At 53.4% G+C, this 19,446-nt stretch carries 19 protein-coding genes; all 19 read left to right on the forward strand.

Features of this window, described 5'->3' with window-relative positions:
* Positions 1-40: 40 nt before the first annotated feature.
* The gene (locus tag WBJ47_RS07215; protein WP_422242911.1) at positions 41-4,777 is read left to right on the forward strand and encodes a glutamate synthase-related protein; all 4,737 of its coding nucleotides are present in this window, start codon (positions 41-43) and stop codon (positions 4,775-4,777) included.
* Between the two features lie 9 nt (positions 4,778-4,786).
* Positions 4,787-6,253: a glutamate synthase subunit beta gene (locus tag WBJ47_RS07220; RefSeq protein WP_422242983.1), complete on the forward strand. Its 1,467-nt coding sequence runs from the start codon at positions 4,787-4,789 to the stop codon at positions 6,251-6,253.
* Between the two features lie 29 nt (positions 6,254-6,282).
* Complete coding sequence (locus tag WBJ47_RS07225) at positions 6,283-7,269, forward strand: Bug family tripartite tricarboxylate transporter substrate binding protein (protein ID WP_422242984.1); 987 nt, start codon at positions 6,283-6,285, stop codon at positions 7,267-7,269.
* A gap of 121 nt (positions 7,270-7,390) precedes the next feature.
* Positions 7,391-8,224, forward strand: a complete 834-nt coding sequence (locus WBJ47_RS07230) for an ABC transporter ATP-binding protein (protein ID WP_422242912.1) — start codon at positions 7,391-7,393, stop codon at positions 8,222-8,224.
* A 2-nt stretch (positions 8,225-8,226) separates the two neighbouring features.
* Positions 8,227-9,006 (forward strand): lipid asymmetry maintenance ABC transporter permease subunit MlaE, encoded by a 780-nt coding sequence (gene mlaE / locus WBJ47_RS07235; RefSeq protein WP_422242913.1) that lies wholly within the window; start codon positions 8,227-8,229, stop codon positions 9,004-9,006.
* 13 nt (positions 9,007-9,019) lie between these two features.
* A complete protein-coding gene (gene mlaD, locus WBJ47_RS07240; RefSeq protein ID WP_422242914.1) occupies positions 9,020-9,523 on the forward strand; it encodes an outer membrane lipid asymmetry maintenance protein MlaD in 504 nt (167 codons plus the stop codon).
* Between the two features lie 14 nt (positions 9,524-9,537).
* A complete protein-coding gene (locus WBJ47_RS07245) occupies positions 9,538-10,323 on the forward strand; it encodes an MlaA family lipoprotein (RefSeq protein WP_422242915.1) in 786 nt (261 codons plus the stop codon).
* A gap of 14 nt (positions 10,324-10,337) precedes the next feature.
* Positions 10,338-10,964 carry an MlaC/ttg2D family ABC transporter substrate-binding protein gene (locus tag WBJ47_RS07250; RefSeq protein WP_422242916.1) on the forward strand — a complete coding sequence of 209 codons (627 nt, stop codon included), beginning with the start codon at positions 10,338-10,340 and terminating at the stop codon, positions 10,962-10,964.
* Between the two features lie 5 nt (positions 10,965-10,969).
* The gene (locus tag WBJ47_RS07255) at positions 10,970-11,761 is read left to right on the forward strand and encodes an ABC transporter ATP-binding protein (protein WP_422242917.1); all 792 of its coding nucleotides are present in this window, start codon (positions 10,970-10,972) and stop codon (positions 11,759-11,761) included.
* A complete protein-coding gene (locus tag WBJ47_RS07260) occupies positions 11,758-12,549 on the forward strand; it encodes an ABC transporter permease (protein ID WP_422242918.1) in 792 nt (263 codons plus the stop codon). The genes WBJ47_RS07255 and WBJ47_RS07260 overlap by 4 nt, the downstream gene beginning before the upstream one ends.
* Before the next feature lie 63 nt (positions 12,550-12,612).
* Complete coding sequence (locus WBJ47_RS07265) at positions 12,613-12,855, forward strand: BolA family protein (RefSeq protein WP_422242919.1); 243 nt, start codon at positions 12,613-12,615, stop codon at positions 12,853-12,855.
* A complete protein-coding gene (gene murA, locus WBJ47_RS07270) occupies positions 12,856-14,112 on the forward strand; it encodes a UDP-N-acetylglucosamine 1-carboxyvinyltransferase (RefSeq protein WP_422242920.1) in 1,257 nt (418 codons plus the stop codon). It begins immediately after the preceding gene.
* Positions 14,113-14,122: 10 nt separating this feature from the next.
* The gene (gene hisG, locus WBJ47_RS07275; RefSeq protein WP_422242921.1) at positions 14,123-14,803 is read left to right on the forward strand and encodes an ATP phosphoribosyltransferase; all 681 of its coding nucleotides are present in this window, start codon (positions 14,123-14,125) and stop codon (positions 14,801-14,803) included.
* 50 nt (positions 14,804-14,853) lie between these two features.
* Entirely contained in the window at positions 14,854-16,161 is a 1,308-nt protein-coding gene (gene hisD / locus WBJ47_RS07280; RefSeq protein WP_422242985.1) for a histidinol dehydrogenase, read from the forward strand.
* 36 nt (positions 16,162-16,197) lie between these two features.
* Positions 16,198-16,785, forward strand: a complete 588-nt coding sequence (hisB, locus tag WBJ47_RS07285) for an imidazoleglycerol-phosphate dehydratase HisB (protein ID WP_422242922.1) — start codon at positions 16,198-16,200, stop codon at positions 16,783-16,785.
* Between the two features lie 3 nt (positions 16,786-16,788).
* Entirely contained in the window at positions 16,789-17,445 is a 657-nt protein-coding gene (hisH, locus tag WBJ47_RS07290; protein WP_422242923.1) for an imidazole glycerol phosphate synthase subunit HisH, read from the forward strand.
* Positions 17,446-17,474: 29 nt separating this feature from the next.
* Positions 17,475-18,215, forward strand: a complete 741-nt coding sequence (gene hisA / locus WBJ47_RS07295; RefSeq protein WP_422242924.1) for a 1-(5-phosphoribosyl)-5-[(5-phosphoribosylamino)methylideneamino]imidazole-4-carboxamide isomerase — start codon at positions 17,475-17,477, stop codon at positions 18,213-18,215.
* Positions 18,212-19,015: an imidazole glycerol phosphate synthase subunit HisF gene (gene hisF, locus WBJ47_RS07300; RefSeq protein ID WP_422242925.1), complete on the forward strand. Its 804-nt coding sequence runs from the start codon at positions 18,212-18,214 to the stop codon at positions 19,013-19,015. Before hisA ends, hisF begins: the two co-directional genes overlap by 4 nt.
* 1 nt (position 19,016) lies before the next feature.
* On the forward strand, positions 19,017-19,442 hold the full coding sequence (hisI, locus tag WBJ47_RS07305; RefSeq protein ID WP_422242926.1) for a phosphoribosyl-AMP cyclohydrolase: 426 nt from the start codon (positions 19,017-19,019) through the stop codon (positions 19,440-19,442).
* Positions 19,443-19,446: the final 4 nt, after the last annotated feature.

Genomic DNA, 19,446 nt, shown 5'->3' on the forward strand with positions numbered 1-19,446 from the left:
TTGCGCTGCAACATTAGCAGTCCAGTTCCTGGAGCACGACATGTCGACTTTCCCGCTAAATTTTCATCCGTCCAAAGCCTCATCCGCGCCTTCGGTGCCAGTCGGCGGCCTCCCAAAAGCCCAAGGGCTTTACACCCCTGCTAATGAGCATGACGCCTGTGGCGTAGGTTTTGTTGCGCACATCAAGGGTCAAAAAAGCCACGCCATCATTGAACAAGGCCTCAAGATTCTCGAAAACCTCGACCACCGTGGTGCTGTCGGAGCCGACAAGCTGATGGGCGATGGTGCCGGCATTCTGATTCAAATTCCAGATGCTTTTTACCGTGAAGATCTGGCCAAGCAGGGCATCACATTACCCGCTCCTGGGGAGTACGGCGTCGCGATGGTGTTTTTGCCCAAGGAAATCGCCTCACGCCTGGCCTGCGAACAGGAGCTTGAGCGCTCCGTTCGCGCCGAAGGTCAAGTTGTGCTTGGCTGGCGTGATGTTCCCGTTGATGCAGATATGCCGATGTCGCCCGCCGTACGCGCCTGTGAGCCTGTTATCCGTCAGCTTTTTATTGGTCGCGGTGCCGATGTGATGGTGCCTGACGCCTTAGAGCGCAAGCTTTATGTGATCCGTAAAACTGCGAGCCATGCGATCCAGGCCATGGGTTTGGCTCACGGCAAAGAATATTTCGTACCCTCGGCGTCAGTCCGCACCATCGTTTATAAAGGTTTGCTGCTGGCCGACCAAGTCGGTCGCTATTATCGCGACTTAGCAGACCCACTGACTGTTTCAGCGGTTGCCTTAGTACACCAACGCTTCTCCACCAACACCTTCCCGGCCTGGCCTCTCGCCCACCCTTACCGCATGATTGCCCACAACGGTGAGATCAACACCGTCAAGGGCAACTTTAACTGGCTCCGTGCGCGCGAAGGCATGATGCAATCAGCAGTCTTGGGCGACGACCTCAAGAAGCTCTATCCAATCGTTTACGAAGGTCAATCCGACACTGCAACATTCGATAACTGTCTGGAGCTCTTAGTTAACTCAGGCTATTCACTTGCCCACGCCATGATGATGATGATTCCTGAAGCCTGGGAACAGCACACCCACATGGATCCAAGCCGTCGTGCCTTCTACGAATATCACGCCGCCATGATGGAGCCTTGGGATGGTCCGGCCGCAGTTGCGTTTACAGATGGCCGCCAAATAGGCGCGACACTCGATCGAAATGGTCTACGTCCTGCCCGCTATCTGATCACTGATGATGACATGGTTATCATGGCCTCCGAGGCCGGGACGCTCCCAATTCCAGAAAACAAAATCGTCAAAAAATGGCGCTTGCAGCCTGGCAAAATGTTCTTGATCGACCTCGAACAAGGTCGCATCATTGATGATGCCGAAATCAAGTCGCAACTGGCCAACTCACGCCCATATCGCCAATGGATTGATCGGTTGCGCGTCAAGCTAGAGTCCCTGCCTGCACCCGCCACGTCGACGCTCCCTGCTGTGACCACTAGCTTGCTTGATCGCCAGCAAGCTTTTGGCTGGACACAAGAAGATTTTAAGTTTGTGCTTGATGTGATGGCAGAAACAGGTGAAGAAGCAATCGGCTCCATGGGTAACGATGCACCACTTGCCGTGCTGTCGAACCGTGCAAAACCGTTTTACAACTATTTCCGTCAGTTGTTTGCTCAGGTCACCAATCCTCCCATTGACCCGATCCGTGAACAAATGGTCATGTCCTTGGTGTCCTTTATCGGCCCCAAGCCCAATCTGCTTGATATCAACAACGTCAATCCGCCGCTGCGCCTTGAAGTCAATCAACCCGTGCTGGATGACAAGGAGATGGCAAGAATTCGCGGCATATCGGAGCTGACTGGCGATAAATTCCGTAGCTTTGAACTCCATATTAGCTACCCAGCTGCTTGGGGTGCCCATGGCATCGAGGCGCGCCTCGCTGCGTTGTGTGCTCGCGCAGTGGATGCCGTCAAGAGTGGCTATACCGTACTGGTGTTGACTGATCGCAATGTCGACAGTGATCATGTCGCGATCCCTGCACTGCTCGCGACGTCAGCCGTACATCAGCACCTCATTCGCGAAGGTCTGCGCACGAACACCGGCTTGGTTGTTGAAACGGGTTCTGCGCGAGAAGTCCACCACTTTGCCTTGCTGGGTGGCTATGGTGCCGAAGCCATCCACCCCTTCCTGGCCATCGAAAGTATCGCTGCGATCAGCAAAGATCCAGAAAAAGCAGTCAAAAATTACGTCAAAGCTATTGGTAAAGGTCTCAACAAAGTCATGTCCAAAATGGGCATCTCGACCTACATGTCTTACTGTGGCGCACAAATTTTCGAAGCTGTTGGCTTACGCACCGACCTCGTTAGCAAATACTTCTCAGGCACAGCGAGCACAATCGAAGGTATTGGTATTTTCGAAGTAGCCGAAGAAGCTTTGCGCACGCATCGCGCTGCGTTTAGTAATGATCCTGTCTTGGCAAATGCCCTTGAAACCGGTGGCGAATACGCCTTCCGTGTGCGCGGCGAAGAGCACATGTGGACACCTGACTCGATTGCCAAGTTACAGCACGCCACACGCGCCAACAACTACAGCACTTACAAAGATTACGCCCAGCTGATCAACGATCAGAGTCGTCGTCACATGACGTTGCGTGGCCTATTCGAGTTCAAGGTCGACCCAGCACGCGCCATTCCTTTGGACCAAGTAGAACCCGCAAAAGAAATCGTCAAACGCTTTGCAACGGGCGCAATGTCACTCGGCTCGATATCGACAGAGGCGCACTCGGTACTCGCTGTTGCCATGAATCGCATTGGCGGCAAATCCAACACCGGCGAGGGCGGCGAGGACGAGCTGCGTTATCGCAGCGAATTACGCACGGGCAAGAGTGGCATCAAAGCTGGCGCCACGTTGGCCAGCGAACTAGGCGCTGATCGCATTGCTGCTGACGTACCCTTGCAAGAGGGTGACTCCATGCGCTCCAAGATCAAGCAGGTTGCCTCAGGTCGCTTTGGTGTCAGCGCAGAATACCTTTCCAGCGCAGACCAGATCCAAATCAAGATGGCCCAAGGCGCCAAGCCTGGCGAGGGCGGCCAACTCCCGGGTCACAAAGTCTCCGAATACATCGCTAAACTGCGTTGTTCTGTTCCGGGCGTGGGTCTGATTTCGCCACCACCTCATCACGATATTTACTCTATCGAAGACTTGGCCCAGCTGATTCACGATCTCAAAAACGTAAATGATCGCGCTTCGATTTCCGTCAAACTGGTCTCAGAAGTGGGCGTAGGCACCGTAGCCGCTGGCGTCGCTAAAGCCAAGGCTGATCACGTGACGATCTCTGGCCATGACGGTGGAACTGGCGCATCGCCTGTCTCCTCTATCAAACATGCCGGCACACCTTGGGAGCTTGGTCTCGCTGAAACACAGCAAACACTGATGCTCAATCAGCTTCGCAGCCGAATTCGCGTACAAGCAGACGGCCAGATGAAGACAGGTCGTGACGTAGTGATTGGTGCGCTCCTCGGCGCGGATGAGTTTGGCTTTGCCACGGCCCCGCTCGTCGTAGAGGGCTGCATCATGATGCGCAAATGTCACCTCAATACCTGCCCTGTTGGCGTTGCCACACAAGACCCTGTCTTGCGTCAGAAATTCCAGGGTAAGCCAGAGCACGTTGTGAACTACTTCTTCTTTGTCGCTGAAGAGGTTCGCGAAATCATGGCACAACTCGGCATTAGCAACTTTGATGATTTAGTGGGCCGCGTTGATATGCTCGACACACGCTCCGGTATCGATCATTGGAAAGCGCACGGTTTAGATTTTTCACGTGTCTTTTACCAACCCACAACTGAAAGTCCTCGCCGTCACACCGAAGGTCAGGATCACGGACTCGATGTTGCACTCGACCATCAGTTGATTGAGCGCAGTCTGCCCGCGATCGAGCGCGGTGAAAAAGTCTCCTTTATCGTTCCCGTCCGAAACCGCAACCGTACGATTGGTGCGATGCTGTCTGGTCGCGTGGCCTCTCGCTACGGTGACGAAGGCTTGCCAGATGACACGATTCATATTCAGTGCAATGGCACAGCGGGTCAAAGTTTTGGCGCATTCCTGGCGCGTGGTATTACCCTTGATCTGGTAGGCGAAGGCAACGATTACGTCGGTAAAGGCTTGTCGGGCGGACGCATTATTGTTCGCTCGCCTAACGATTTCCGCGGTTTTGGACCCGATCACATCATCATTGGTAATACCGTCCTGTACGGTGCGACCGGTGGCGAAGCCTATTTCAATGGCGTGGGTGGCGAACGTTTCGCAGTCCGTAACTCGGGCGCAGCCGCTGTCGTAGAAGGCACGGGTGACCACGGTTGCGAATACATGACAGGCGGAACAGTCGTTGTGTTGGGCGACACCGGCCGCAACTTCGCAGCCGGCATGTCGGGCGGTGTCGCGTACATCTGGGATCCCGAAGGTACTTTTGCAGAGCGTTGCAACATGACAATGGTGGCGATTGAGCCTGTTTTGTCCACGGCCGCTCAAACCAAAGAACAAGGGATCGATGTCTGGCACAGTATGACGCGGAGTGGTGAGCGCGAAACTGATGAAGTCATCTTGAAGCGCCTCATTGAAAACCACTTCCGTTACACAGGCAGCTTCCGCGCGCGCGATCTGGTCAGCAACTGGGAAAGTGCTCGCACTAAATTCATCAAAGTCATGCCCGTTGACTACAAGCGCGCCCTCGGCGAAATGTGGCGCGCTGCAAACCCCCAGCCTAAAGCTGCTTAAGGAATCATGATGGGAAAAATTACTGGATTTCTCGAAGTCAAACGCTTGCAAGAGGCCTCCGAGCCTCCCGCCAATAGACTCAAGCACTGGAAAGAATTTGTACTTCATTTAAATGACGAGCAAGCAGGCAAGCAGGCCGCGCGCTGCATGGACTGCGGCATTCCGTTCTGCAATAACGGATGCCCCGTGAATAACATCATTCCTGACTGGAATGAGTTGGTGTATCGCCAAAACTGGCGCGGTGCCTTAGATGTATTGCACTCGACCAATAACTTCCCCGAATTTACGGGTCGTATTTGTCCCGCCCCTTGCGAGGCTGCTTGCACCCTCAACATTAACGATGACGCCGTCGGCATCAAATCCATTGAGCACGCAATTATCGACAAAGGTTGGGAACAAGGCTGGGTCGTTCCTCAGGCTCCGGCTCAAAAAACAGGCAAGAAAGTGGCTGTGATCGGCTCGGGTCCAGCAGGATTGGCCTGTGCTCAACAATTGGCTCGTGTTGGACACGATGTCACCGTCTTTGAAAAGAGTGACCGCATTGGTGGCTTGCTCCGCTACGGCATTCCAGACTTCAAACTCGAAAAGCATCTGATCGATCAGCGCATTGCGCAGATGCAAGCCGAAGGCGTGACGTTCAAACCTTCGCATTACGTAGGTCAGGCAAGCGACATCAGCGAGAAAGGTCTCACTGTTAAAACACCTGAAGCGCTTAAAAAAGAGTTCGATGCGATCGTGCTGACAGGTGGATGCGAAACCCCGCGTGATTTGCCTATCGCCGGACGCGAACTTGATGGCGTGATGTACGCCATGGACTTTTTGCGGCCTCAAAACAAAGTTGTTGCCGGTGACAAGCTTAGCAGCCAAGTCTTGGCAAAAGGCAAGCACGTTGTTGTCATTGGTGGTGGTGACACAGGCTCAGATTGCGTGGGGACCAGCAATCGCCATGGCGCCAAATCAGTCACTCAAATTGAGCTCATGCCACGTCCGCCAGAAAGCGAAAACAAAGCCATGACCTGGCCATACTGGCCAGCCAAGCTTCGTACCTCCTCTTCGCACGAAGAAGGTGCAGAGAGAGATTGGGCGATCACAAGCAAATCGCTTGCAGGCAAAAATGGCAAAGTCGAGAAACTCGTCGCTGCGCGCGTAGAGTGGATCAAAGATGAAGCCACCGGTCAGATGCGCATGCAAGAAGTCAAAGGCTCAGAGTTCGATATTCAAGCCGACTTGGTACTGTTGGCAATGGGTTTCGTGGCTCCCGTCAGCAATGTGTTGACCGCCTTTGGCATTGACCAGGATCCACGAGGCAATGCCCGCGCAAATACAGATGACTACAAGAGCAGCGTAGACAAGGTTTTTGCAGCAGGCGACATGCGACGCGGTCAATCACTCGTCGTCTGGGCGATTCGCGAAGGACGTCAGTGTGCACGTTCCGTCGATGAATTCTTGATGGGTTCCAGCGAACTTCCACGTTAAACAGGTATCGGTGAATACTCATGAAAAAAATGTCACGCTTCTTGCACGTTTTAACGGCTAGTTTTCTTGCTGCCCTCACTCTTGCGCCTGTCACAGCACAGTCTCAAACAGCGGACAATTGGCCTAGCAAGGGACTGACATTGATTGTGCCCTACGCGCCAGGCGGCTTCTCTGACACCAGAATGCGTCTTTTGGCGCGCAAACTGTCCGAAAAGCTTGGCCAGCCTGTGGTGGTCGAAAACAAAGGAGGCGCAGGTGGTGTGATTGGCACTGCGATGGTCGCCAAAGCGGCAGCAGATGGCTATACGCTCGGCTCAGGGAATTTGGCTCCTTTGGCGGTCAACCCAAGCCTCATGCCAAAGTTGCCTTACAACGTCGCCCGAGACCTGGCGCCCGTCATTTTGATTGAGAACAGCCCTCTTGTTTTAAGCGTGTCCAACAACATGCCTGTCAAAACCTTAGGTGATCTGATCGCGCTGGCAAAAAAAGAACCTGGCAAGCTCACTTTTGGCTCTTCGGGAGTAGGGGGCGCTCACCACCTTTCGGGCGAAATGTTTCGTGACTCTGCCAAGATCGAAATTACCCATGTGCCATACAAGGGTGGCTCGCCGGCTGCGACAGACCTCATGGCCGGGCATCTCAACATGATGTTTGAAATGGGATATGCCGCTCTTCCTGCCATTCAGGGAGGACGCGTACGCCCCATCGCAGTCACTTCAGCGGAGCGCATTAGCGTGCTTCCAGAAGTGCCGACCATGTCTGAGCTTGGCATAAAAGGGTTTGAGTCATACAACTGGCAAGGGATCATCGTGCCGGCAGGGACACCCACCGCTATTATTACCAAACTGAATCAGGCATTTAACGAAATTCTCAAAGACCCTGATGTGGCCAAAGCGATCTCAAGCGTCGGCAGCCAAGCTGTAGGGGGTACGCCCGAGGCATTCGGTGCATTTATTGCCTCTGAAACAGCAAAGTGGGCAAAAGTCATTCAATCTGCTGACATCAAGCTAAATTAAAGCTCTATTCATCGCAACGCTCCAATCTGTCACGTTCGGCGAGCAGCGAGCGCTACAATGCAGGATCCGGGTATAACCCTACCCGTCCCAGCCTTTTGGCGATGACCTGACCGGCTTTCTCATGCCCTCGCTTTCCTCCGCCCCTGACGATCTTGTTTTACGCCTGACCGGTGTCTCGTTAGGCTATGGAGACGTAGATATCTTGCGCGATATCTCTTTGGATGTTCGACGCGGACAAGTCATCGCCTTGATGGGAGGCTCTGGCTCTGGCAAAACGACCTTGCTTCGCGCAGCAACCGGCCAAATTAAGGCCCGCGCAGGTCAAGTCATCTTGTTTAACAAAGATCTGGCTCGCATCGATGGTTATGCTCTCCAATCGCTACGCCAAAAAATGGGTGTGCTGTTTCAACAAGGTGCGCTCTTCACAGATCTCAACGTATTTGAAAATGTTGCCTTTCCCCTTCGCGAACACGCTCATCTTGCGTTCCCTCAGTTGCTGACGCGTGTACTCGACACACTCGAAGCTGTCGGCCTGCGCGCTGCTGCTCACCTCAAGGTCTCGGAAATATCTGGCGGAATGGCCCGACGGGTCGCGCTCGCGCGCGCGGTGATCCTTGAGCCCGAGTTGGTTCTCTATGACGAACCATTTGCAGGCTTAGATCCAATTTCGCTGGGCATTACTGCTCGCTTGATTCGTAGTCTGTCAGATCGCTTAGGCTGCGCCTCCGTAGTCATTACACATGACATCACCGAATCATTTGCCATCGCAGATCATGTCTATTTGGTTGGTCAAGGTGTGATCAAGGCGCATGGGACACCTGATACGCTTGGAAACTCTTCCGACCCCTATGTCCAACAGTTCCTCAAGGGCGAGTCCGATGGGCCGGTCCCTTTTGACTATCCCAACTCGCCGAAATTCGACGCTTGGTTAACACAGCAAGAGAGTAAGAGATGACCATGAACGCTTCTCTCTCAAGCATCGGCCGCAGCGTTCGTGCCCGCATCAGCGGTCTCGGAACATTTGCTCGATTTTTCTGGTTACTTCTTCAACGCAGCAGCATCGTATTATCCAGGCCACGACTTGTCTCACAGCAAATTCATTTCATTGGCAACTATTCATTACTGATCATTGCCGTGTCGGGGCTCTTTGTAGGCTTCGTGCTGGGCCTCCAAGGCTACTACACACTTAACCGCTACGGCTCTGAAGAAGCGCTTGGGCTACTGGTCGCCTTATCGCTCACCCGCGAGCTAGGACCCGTTGTCACGGCACTCCTTTTTGCCGGACGAGCCGGCACGTCTCTGACTGCCGAAATTGGCCTGATGAAGGCGGGCGAGCAACTCGCCGCAATGGAGGTCATGGCTGTCGACCCCGTCCGCAGGGTGCTGGCACCTAGATTCTGGGGTGGCGTCATCGCTATGCCAATCTTGGCTGCAGTCTTCTCAATGGTGGGCATCCTTGGTGGATGGATCGTGGGTGTCTTGTTAATTGGCATCGACACCGGCGCATTCTGGTCTCAAATGCAAAGCGGCGTAGATGTCTGGAAAGACATCATGAACGGAGTGATAAAAAGTGTTGTGTTCGGCGTCGCCGTTACCCTAATCGCTCTGTACGAGGGCTGGCAGTCCCGCCCAACGCCCGAAGGCGTTGCGCGCGCAACCACCCGCACTGTGGTTGCAGGATCACTTGCCGTACTGGGTCTTGATTTTCTGCTGACTGCCTTAATGTTCAGCAACTGATATCGGAATAGAAATGTCTACTGAAAAAACAGACTGGTGGGTTGGGCTCTTTGTACTGCTAGGCGCAATCGCCTTGGCATTTTTGGCGCTTCGGGCAGCCAATCTCAGCAGCTTTTCTTTTGCGCAAACTTACACGCTCTCGGCCATCTTCGACAACATAGGCGGTCTCAAAGTTAGAGCTCCCGTCAAAAGCGCAGGTGTCGTCGTCGGCAGAGTGTCATCGATCGCTCTGGATACTCAAACCTACAAAGCCGTTGTCAAACTTGACATGGAAAAAGGCTTTCTGTTTCCGCTTGATTCCTCTGCGAAAATTCTGACGTCAGGATTGTTGGGAGAGCAGTATATTGGGCTTGAGGCGGGCGGAGACGAAACTAACTTAGCCAATCATGGCACGATCCAGTTTACGCAAAGCGCCATTGTCCTTGAGACCCTCATCAGTAAATTCCTCTTTAATACTGCCGAAAAACAGGGAAGCGAAACACCATCCACCCCAACCTCGGATCAGCCCAAAAATTAATGACGATGGTTAAAATGAACGCGCACAATTTTTACAGGCCTCTGATCTTGGTCTTGCTTGCGATACTCGCAGGCTGTGCTACCCAGGCCGTGAAAACGCCTATTGCGGCAGATCCATGGGAGAGCTCTAACCGAGCTGTTTTTGAATTTAATGACACGATTGACCGAGCTGTGTTTAAACCTGTTGCGCAAGCATATGCCTACGTGACCCCCCAGCCTGTGCGGTCTTGCATTAACAACATATTTTTCAATATTGGCGACATCTGGGCAGGTGTCAATAGTTCACTCCAAGGTCGTCATCTTGACGCGATCAATACATTCGGTCGTGTCATGCTCAACACCACCTTGGGTGTCGGTGGCTGTTTTGACCTTGCCAGCACAACAGGCGCCAAGCGCATCCCCAATGACTTTGGCGTCACACTTGGCGTCTGGGGGATCAGTTCAGGCCCATATATTGTTCTACCTATTCTCGGCGCGAGCACCATGCGAGATGGTTCTGGACTGATCGTGGACGCATATGTCAATCAATTTGGTTACGGTCAACAGGTGCACGATATCGCGGTCCGAAACTCAATTTATGGACTCGAGATTGTGCAACGTCGCGAAGCACTCTTGGCCGTGAGTGACACGATTGATCGCACAGCACTGGATCGCTACAGTTTTATCCGAGACGCCTATTTAAAGCGACGTGCGGTTCAGGTTAATGGCCCACTGACCGACGCAGAAAGCTTGCCTAGTTACGAAGACGTTGAAGCCGCGCCAGCCGATCGCAAGGCACTCGGCATCCCTTCTAAAAATTAACGAGGAATTAAAAGATGTTAGGTTTGATCGTACGCCTCAATCTCATGCTGGCCCTGGCTTTTGGTCTCTCCGTTGGCGCTCAGGCACAACAAAAACCGGACCCAATGGCATCCCCCAACGAGTTCGTGCAACAAGTCGCGGATCAAGTTTTAGCCGCACTCAAAAATGACACGGCCGCAAGGGCTGGTGATATCAAACGTATCAATCAGATCGTGGACGAAATGATTCTGCCCTACGTTAATTTTGAAAAAACAACACGCCTTGCAGCAGGTCGCAATTGGCGCGAAGCGACTGCGGAACAAAAGGCGAGCCTGAGCAATGCTTTTCGCGGCACCTTGGCGCGCACATACAGCGGTGCTTTTACCCGCGTGAGTGATTCAACAAGCATCAAAACGCTCCCCTTCAGAGGTGATTTAAATGCCAACGATGTTGTTGTGAGGTCCCAAGTCACTCAGCGTGCAAACTCGCAACCTTTTACTCTGGACTACCGCCTCGAAAAAACACCGCAAGGCTGGAAAATCTACGACATCAATGTCGAAAATGTGTGGTTGATTGAAAACTATCGTAACCAATTTACGCAGCAGATTAATCAGAACGGCATCGACGGGTTAATCGCCGCGCTTAACAAGCGAGCCCAATAAACATCATGTCTGCCGTTTCGCTCGAACACGTTTCAAAAATATTTCCTCCACGTGCCGCCGGTTGGGCGGGATTTTTTAAAAAACCCCAAGGTCCAGGCTTTCAAGCGCTGAACGATGTGTCGCTCACCATTGAACACGGAGAGTTTTTTGGTTTGCTGGGTCCAAACGGCGCAGGTAAAACAACGCTTATTTCCGTATTAGCAGGGCTTTGTCGTGCGAGCAGTGGTCGGGCCAGTGTGTGTGGTCATGATGTGGTGGCGGACTATCAAGCCGCCCGTCGCTCACTTGGCGTTGTACCGCAAGAGCTGGTCTACGACCCATTCTTTACTGTGCGAGAAACGTTGCGTATTCAATCTGGTTATTTTGGGTTTAGAAAAAATGACGATTGGATTGATGAGATCCTTGCTCACCTCGGCCTCTCAGATAAGGCTGATGAAAATATGCGCGCGCTTTCTGGCGGAATGAAACGTCGCGTATTGGTGGCGCAAGCACTTGTCCATCGTCCGCCTGTCATTGTGCTCGATGAGCCAACCGCGGGGGTGGATGTCGATCTGCGTCGCAGTCTCTGGGAGTTTATTTCCCGACTGAATCGCGAAGGCCACACCATCATGTTGACGACGCACTACCTCGAAGAGGCTGAAGCGCTCTGTGGAAGGATTGCCATGCTCAAACGTGGACAAATCGTTGCGCTTGAATCCACACAGGCACTCCTTGCGAGGACCGGTGGCAGTCTTGAACAAGCGTTTGTTCAAATTATGAATGCGCCAACCCACACAACACTGGAGACCCAGCCATGACTCGCGCCCTACTGACCGCTCGCCCCGGCGCAGGCTCTGGCTTTCCTACCCTTTTAGGTAAAGAGCTTCTGCGTTTCTGGAAGGTTGGCTTTCAAACCATTGCTGCACCCGTCATCACAGCATTGCTGTACCTGGTTATTTTTGCGCAAGTTCTGCAAGACAGAATACAGGTCTACGGTTCTGTTCCATATACGGCATTTCTCATCCCCGGACTCATGATGATGAGCATGTTGCAAAATGCTTTTGCCAACCCCTCTTCTTCGCTGATTCAAAGTCGGGTAACAGGTAACTTGGTCTTTGTCTTGTTGCCACCCATTTCACACCGTGAGTTTTTCAGTGCCTATATGCTTGCTGGCATTTTGCGCGGCATTGCCGTCGGCGCCTGTGTTTGGCTCGTTTCTTTATATTTTGTACCCTTGGGTATGAAAGAACCGGTTTGGGCCTTCGTGTTTGCAGTACTCTCTTGCGGCATTATGGCGATCTTGGGCCTGATTGCAGGTCTGACTTCTGAAAAATTCGATCAACTTGCCGCGTTCCAAAACTTCCTGATTATGCCGGCCACTTTTTTATCCGGTGTATTTTATTCTGTGCACACACTGCCTGCGTTTTGGCAAAAAGTCTCCCATTGGAATCCGCTCTTTTATACGATTGATGGTTTTCGCTATGGATTTTTTGGTGTCGCCGATGTGTCACCCTGGCAGAGCTTAGCCGTGGTGGGTGGCGTTTTTATAATCCTCACCCTCTTCGCCCTGCGCCTGCTTGGAACTGGCTACAAGCTTAGAACCTGATGCACACTGCAATTTTTTTACGATTACCGCGTACTTACAACCAGACCAAGGAAAGATCTCACCATGTTGCCCACTCCAGAAGACATCCGTGCCTACATTGCTGCCGGGCTGCCTTGCGAACATCTTGAGGTCACGGGCGACGGCTCGCACTTTGAGGCCGTGATTGTCAGTGCCTCATTTGCAGGCAAACGACCCATCGCCAGGCATCAACTCGTCTACGGCGTTTTGGGCGATCGCATGAAACAAGAAATTCACGCACTTTCTATGCGCACCTTGACCCCAGAAGAGTTCAACGGAAACCGCTAAATGGATAAGCTTCTTATTACGGGTGGCCGTGCGCTCAAAGGTGAAATCAATATTTCTGGCGCGAAAAATGCTGCGCTACCCATTTTGTGCGCAGGTCTACTGACAGCGGACACCGTGACGCTCACCAATGTCCCAAAGCTCAATGACATCTCGACAACGCTTAAGCTTCTTGGACAGCTAGGCGTTCGTTGCGAGCGCGCCAGTGACGACACCGTCAGCATCACAGCCAACCAGCTCACTGCGCTTGAAGCGCCTTATGAGTTGGTCAAAACGATGCGTGCTTCGATATTGGTGCTCGGTCCATTGTTGGCGCGCTTTGGTGAAGCGCGAGTGAGCCTGCCTGGTGGCTGTGCCATTGGTCAGCGACCTGTGGATCAGCATATCCAAGGCTTGGCAGCATTAGGTGCAGATATCAAAATCGAACATGGTTTCGTCGTCGCCAAGGCCAAAAAACTCAAAGGTGCTCTTGTTCGTACAGACATGGTGACCGTCACTGGAACAGAAAATCTGATGATGGCGGCAGTACTGGCCGAGGGTCAGACGATTTTAGAAAATGCTGCGCGTGAACCCGAGGTGGTCGATCTCGCCGAGCTACTCATCAAAATGGGTGCTCGCATTAAGGGCCACGGTACAGATCGCATCATCATTGATGGCGTACCCACGCTCCATGGTGCAAGCCACGACGTCATTCCTGATCGGATCGAAGCAGGCAGCTTTTTGTGTGCGGTCGGTGCCGCTGGCGGCGACATCATGCTGCGGCGCGTCGCCCCCGACACGATGGGTGCCACGTTATCCAAATTACAAGAAGCAGGGCTCACGATTCAAACAGGCAAAGACTGGATACAAGCCAGCATGCACACGCGACCAAAAGCCGTTGACTTCCGCACCCATGAGTACCCAGGCTTTGCCACCGATATGCAAGCACAACTCATGGCACTCAATACCCTCGCTGACGGAACCTCGGTGATTGCTGAAACGATTTTCGAAAATCGTTTTATGCATGTGCAGGAACTGCTGCGCTTAGGCGCCAACATCGATATCGATGGTCACACCGCAGTCGTGCGCGGCGTCAACAAGCTTTCTGGTGCGACTGTGATGGCCACAGACTTGCGGGCCTCCGCCAGTCTTGTCATCGCCGGTCTGGCTGCCGAGGGCGAAACCTTGGTGGAGCGGATTTATCACCTTGACCGCGGGTACGAGCGCATGGAACACAAACTTAGAGCTCTCGGCGCTCAAATCGAAAGAATCTCTAGCTAAAGGAATCCGCATGAGCACCGACGCACGTTCGCGCCCTCTGACCATGGCCTTGTCCAAGGGGCGCATTTTTGAAGAAACCCTGCCCTTACTCGAAGCGGCTGGCATCACTGTCAGTGAAAATCCTGAAAAGTCGCGCAAACTGATTATTGGTACAAGTGATCCGAGCTTGCGCCTAATTATCGTGCGTGCTTCTGATGTGCCAACCTATGTCGAATATGGTGCGGCCGATCTCGGTATCGCTGGCAAGGATGTACTGATTGAACATGCCGCTCAACATCCAGGCGGACTGTATCAACCCATTGACCTCAATATCGCCAAATGCCGTCTTGCCGTAGCCGTTCGCAATGGCTTTGACTATGCTGCGGCGGTCAAACAGGGGGCGCGCCTTCGGGTTGCGACAAAATACACGGCTGCAGCCCGGGAGCACTTTGCTGCAAAAGGTGTCTACGTTGATCTGATTAAGCTTTACGGTTCCATGGAGCTTGCGCCCTTGGTTGGTCTGGCCGATGCAATCGTGGACCTAGTATCGACTGGCAATACGCTTAAAGCCAACGACTTAGTCGCCGTTGAAGACATCATGCCGATCTCCTCGAGATTGGTCGTCAACCGCGCCGCCCTTAAGACCCGCCATGCCGAATTACAGCCTTTGCTGGATGCCTTTGAGCGTGCAAGCGCAAGCTCTGTGGCATGATAGTGACCTACTTGTTTTGATGACCCCTTCAAAAGAGGGGCTCTTTGATGATGCGCACAATCACCCGTCTGGACTCACGCGACCCTGAGTTTCAAGCTACCCTTTCCAAATTGCTGGCTTTCGATGCCGAGCAAGATGACGCCATCGATGCCGCAGCCGCGAGCATCTTGCAACAGGTGCGCCGCGAAGGCGATGCCGCCTTGCTGCGATATACGCGCCAATTTGACAAGGTGATGGTCGATCACGTGCCTGAGTTAGAAATTCCTCGCCGCGACTGGGAGTCCGCGCTGGCAACATTACCAGCCGCCCAGCGCGAGGCGTTGGAAATCGCTGCACAGCGGGTGCGGGCCTATCACGCGCACCAATTACAAGAAAGCTGGTCCTACACTGAACCTGACGGCACGCGCCTTGGTCAACAAATCACCCCTCTTGACCGCGTCGGCCTATATGTGCCCGGTGGCAAAGCCTCATACCCCTCTTCCGTTCTAATGAACGCCATTCCAGCCAAGGTTGCCGGCGTCAGCGAAGTCATCATGGTCACGCCAACACCCGGAGGCCAACGCAATGCCATGGTGCTCGCTGCAGCCGCGATTGCTGGGGTAGACCGCTGTTTCGCCATTGGCGGCGCGCAGGCAGTTGGTGCGCTTGCTTACGGTACGGCGACCATCCCAGCGGTCGACAAAATCGTTGGTCCCGGCAATGCCTATGTCGCCGCAGCCAAACGACGTGTTTTCGGGACGGTTGGCATCGATATGATTGCTGGCCCCAGTGAGATTTTGGTCATCTGCGACGGCAAAACGCCTGCAGACTGGATTGCGATGGATCTTTTCTCGCAAGCCGAGCACGATGAACTCGCACAGGCAATCCTTTTATGTCCTGACGCTCAATATTTGGACGCTGTTGAGGCTTCCATTGAAAAACTATTACCGACCATGCCTCGCGCCGATATCATCCGCACGAGCCTGCGTGACCGTGGCGCCTTGATTTTGGTCCGTGACCTCCAAGAGGCCTGCGAGATCAGCAACAACATTGCTCCTGAACACCTTGAAGTCTCCTGTGAGCATCCAGATGAATGGTTGCCCTCACTGCGTCACGCGGGTGCTATTTTCATGGGGCGACATAGCTCCGAGTCCCTCGGCGACTATTGTGCGGGTCCGAATCACGTCTTACCCACCTCGCGGACAGCGCGATTTTCCTCGCCGTTAGGCGTCTATGACTTTCAAAAACGCTCAAGCCTGATTCATGTTTCTGCTGCCGGCGCGCAAACGCTTGGCAAAGTGGCAAACGAACTGGCGCTTGGTGAAGGTCTGCATGCGCATGCTGCCAGCGCCCGTTATCGCTTGACCAACATACAATAGACACTCCTACGATCTGAGTACATCCGAGTCCATATCATGCGTACCGCAGAAATTATCCGTAATACCAACGAAACGCGTATCCGCGTTGCGGTCAATCTAGACGGCACAGGCGTCCAGAAACTCAATACGGGCGTGCCTTTTCTGGACCATATGCTGGACCAGATTGCACGTCACGGCCTCATCGATCTTGAGGTGCACGCCGAGGGCGATCTGCATATTGATGCCCACCACACTGTCGAGGACGTTGGCATTACCTTGGGTATGGCGCTTGCTAAAGCGGTCGGTGACAAGGCTGGCATGCGTCGTTACGGACACGCATACGTTCCACTGGACGAAGCACTTTCTCGTGTCGTCGTAGATTTTTCAGGGCGTCCCGGTTTGCAGTTTCATGTCCCTTTTACGCGTGCACGCGTTGGCGACTTTGATGTCGATCTGACCATTGAGTTTTTTCAAGGCTTAGTCAATCATGCCCTGATCACCATGCATATCGATAACTTACGTGGCGTCAATGCGCACCACCAGTGTGAAACTATCTTTAAAGCAACGGGTCGCGCACTTCGTATGGCGCTTGAGCTTGATCCGCGAAGCACGGGTATTGTGCCCTCCACCAAAGGTGTGCTCTAAGTCATGACCTCGATTGCCATTGTCGATTACGGCATGGGGAACTATCACTCTGTTGAGCGCGCGCTGCGTCATGCTGCTCCAGAAGCTGATATTCGCCTGTGTAAGCTCGCGTCTGAAATTGACGCGGCCGATCGCGTCGTCTTTCCAGGGCAAGGCGCAATGGCGGACTGCATCCGCACACTGGACGAAGCAGGTTTGCGTCAAGCAGTGTTACGTGCCGCCGCCAACAAACCACTTCTCGGCGTATGCGTTGGCGAGCAGATGTTGTTTGAGCGCAGCGAAGAAGGCAACACCACGAGTCTTGGCCTCTTCAAAGGCGAAGTTCGCCGCTTTAAAGGGCCTGCGTTCGACGCCCCCACTTCTGGCGCCAACGACCATGCCGATCGCTTAAAAGTCCCTCACATGGGCTGGAATCCTGTTCATCAAGTGCGCGCGCACAAACTATGGGCAGGTATTCCTGATGCAACGCCCTTTTACTTTGTTCACAGCTATTACGCAGCACCAACTGACGCTGCGCTAACAGTAGGTGAAAGCCATTATGGCGGGCCCTTCACTTGCGCTGTCGCCCAAGACAACATCTTTGCCGTACAGTTTCATCCTGAGAAAAGTGCAGACCATGGTTTGCGTCTTTACAGGAATTTTGTAGACTGGCAACCTTAACAACCTAACAGTGACTGATCACAAACGATATGCTGCTGATCCCCGCAATTGATCTCAAAGACGGACAATGTGTCAGACTTCGCCAAGGCGATCTCGATGATGCGACCATTTTCTCCGAAGACCCGACAGCAATGGCCACACACTGGCTTGAGCGCGGCGCCCGACGCCTGCACTTGGTCGACCTCAATGGCGCAGTCGCTGGCAAACCCAAAAACGAAGCACTCATCAAGGCAATCGTCGCCGCGGTAGGCGACGATATCCCCGTGCAAATCGGCGGTGGTATTCGTGATCTTGATACGATCGAACGCTACCTAGATTTTGGTATTTCTTACGTCATCATCGGCACCGCTGCGGTCAAAAACCCAGGCTTTTTACATGATGCCTGCGGAGCGTTTCCTGGCAACATCATCGTAGGCCTTGATGCGCGTGACGGAAAAGTCGCGACAGACGGCTGGAGCAAACTTACTAAACACGATGTCAGCGATCTTGCGAAAAAGTTTGAAGATTATGGCTGCGAAGCAATCATCTACACCGACATCGGTCGTGATGGCATGCTCTCTGGCGTCAATATCGAAGCCACCGTGCGCTTAGCCCAGCATGTGCGCATTCCCGTGATCGCGTCTGGTGGTGTCACAGATTTGCGTGATATTGATGCGCTTTGCGCCGTTCAGGACGAAGGCGTCGAAGGCGCCATTTTAGGGCGCAGCATTTACGAAGGTACGCTCGACTTTGAAGCGGCGCAAAAGCGAGCGGACGAACTCCAGCCATGACCGCTCTGCAAACGCCCAACACACTCAGCGAACTGACACGTCGAATCATTCCATGTCTGGATGTGACGGCAGGTCGCGTCGTCAAGGGCGTGAACTTTGTTCAACTGATGGACGCTGGCGACCCTGTGGAGATCGCGCATCGCTACAACGAGCAGGGCGCCGACGAGCTGACCTTTTTGGATATTACCGCCACCAGTGATGGCCGTGATCTGATCCTCCCGATTATTGAAAAAGTAGCCTCGCAAGTTTTCATTCCCTTGACAGTTGGCGGTGGTGTGCGTCAAGTCAGTGACATTCAGCGACTCCTGAGCGCAGGCGCCGACAAGATCTCCATGAATAGCGCGGCTGTTGCCAATCCTGATCTGGTGCGCGCTGCTTCGGATTACCATGGTTCGCAATGCATTGTGGTGGCCATCGATGCACGACGCGTGGCCGACAGTGAAACGCCACGCTGGGAAGTCTTTACGCACGGCGGGCGCCGTGGGACTGGCATAGATGCGGTCGCATGGGCACGCAAGATGGCCGAATACGGCGCAGGTGAAATTTTACTGACTAGCATGGACCGCGATGGGACCAAATCAGGATTTGATCTGGAACTCACTCGATTAGTTTCGGACGCCGTCTCCGTTCCTGTGATTGCCTCAGGAGGCGTGGGCAATCTCCAGCATCTTGCAGATGGCGTCACCCTGGGTGGTGCGAGTGCTGTGCTGGCCGCGAGCATTTTTCATTACGGCGAATACACCGTGGGACAAGCAAAAGAATTCATGGCGCGTCAGGGCATCCCTGTCAGGATGTGCTGAGATGACCACACCTCAACTGCCTGCGTGGATTCAAGAAGTACACTTTGACGCACAAGGCCTGATTCCCGCTATTTCCCAAGATGCGCAAACTGGCGATATTTTGATGGTCGCGTGGATGAATGCGGACGCTCTTGCCGAGACGGTTTCGACTGGACGAGCTGTTTTTTGGTCTCGCTCACGCAGCCGTTTATGGCGTAAAGGCGAAGAGTCTGGACACGTTCAACGACTCCTGGAGCTACGTTTAGATTGTGATGGCGATGTCCTGCTCTTGAAGGTCGAGCAAATTGGTGCCATCGCCTGTCACACAGGGCGAGCGAGTTGTTTCTATCGTCGATTGGATAGTGTCTCAGACCGAGGAGCCGAACCACGCTCACAGTGGGTCGTGGTGGATCCTATTCTCAAAGACCCCGAACTCATTTACAAATGAATAA

The organism is Zwartia sp. (genome assembly GCF_049655405.1).
Taxonomy (GTDB): domain Bacteria; phylum Pseudomonadota; class Gammaproteobacteria; order Burkholderiales; family Burkholderiaceae_B; genus Zwartia.

Coding starts and splice junctions, on each gene's coding strand:
- WBJ47_RS07215 (WP_422242911.1), top strand. CDS start 41: ATGTCGACTTTCCCGCTAAATTTTCATCCGTCCAAAGCCTCATCCGCG.
- WBJ47_RS07220 (WP_422242983.1), top strand. CDS start 4,787: ATGGGAAAAATTACTGGATTTCTCGAAGTCAAACGCTTGCAAGAGGCC.
- WBJ47_RS07225 (WP_422242984.1), top strand. CDS start 6,283: ATGTCACGCTTCTTGCACGTTTTAACGGCTAGTTTTCTTGCTGCCCTC.
- WBJ47_RS07230 (WP_422242912.1), top strand. CDS start 7,391: ATGCCCTCGCTTTCCTCCGCCCCTGACGATCTTGTTTTACGCCTGACC.
- mlaE (WP_422242913.1), top strand. CDS start 8,227: ATGAACGCTTCTCTCTCAAGCATCGGCCGCAGCGTTCGTGCCCGCATC.
- mlaD (WP_422242914.1), top strand. CDS start 9,020: ATGTCTACTGAAAAAACAGACTGGTGGGTTGGGCTCTTTGTACTGCTA.
- WBJ47_RS07245 (WP_422242915.1), top strand. CDS start 9,538: ATGAACGCGCACAATTTTTACAGGCCTCTGATCTTGGTCTTGCTTGCG.
- WBJ47_RS07250 (WP_422242916.1), top strand. CDS start 10,338: ATGTTAGGTTTGATCGTACGCCTCAATCTCATGCTGGCCCTGGCTTTT.
- WBJ47_RS07255 (WP_422242917.1), top strand. CDS start 10,970: ATGTCTGCCGTTTCGCTCGAACACGTTTCAAAAATATTTCCTCCACGT.
- WBJ47_RS07260 (WP_422242918.1), top strand. CDS start 11,758: ATGACTCGCGCCCTACTGACCGCTCGCCCCGGCGCAGGCTCTGGCTTT.
- WBJ47_RS07265 (WP_422242919.1), top strand. CDS start 12,613: ATGTTGCCCACTCCAGAAGACATCCGTGCCTACATTGCTGCCGGGCTG.
- murA (WP_422242920.1), top strand. CDS start 12,856: ATGGATAAGCTTCTTATTACGGGTGGCCGTGCGCTCAAAGGTGAAATC.
- hisG (WP_422242921.1), top strand. CDS start 14,123: ATGAGCACCGACGCACGTTCGCGCCCTCTGACCATGGCCTTGTCCAAG.
- hisD (WP_422242985.1), top strand. CDS start 14,854: ATGCGCACAATCACCCGTCTGGACTCACGCGACCCTGAGTTTCAAGCT.
- hisB (WP_422242922.1), top strand. CDS start 16,198: ATGCGTACCGCAGAAATTATCCGTAATACCAACGAAACGCGTATCCGC.
- hisH (WP_422242923.1), top strand. CDS start 16,789: ATGACCTCGATTGCCATTGTCGATTACGGCATGGGGAACTATCACTCT.
- hisA (WP_422242924.1), top strand. CDS start 17,475: ATGCTGCTGATCCCCGCAATTGATCTCAAAGACGGACAATGTGTCAGA.
- hisF (WP_422242925.1), top strand. CDS start 18,212: ATGACCGCTCTGCAAACGCCCAACACACTCAGCGAACTGACACGTCGA.
- hisI (WP_422242926.1), top strand. CDS start 19,017: ATGACCACACCTCAACTGCCTGCGTGGATTCAAGAAGTACACTTTGAC.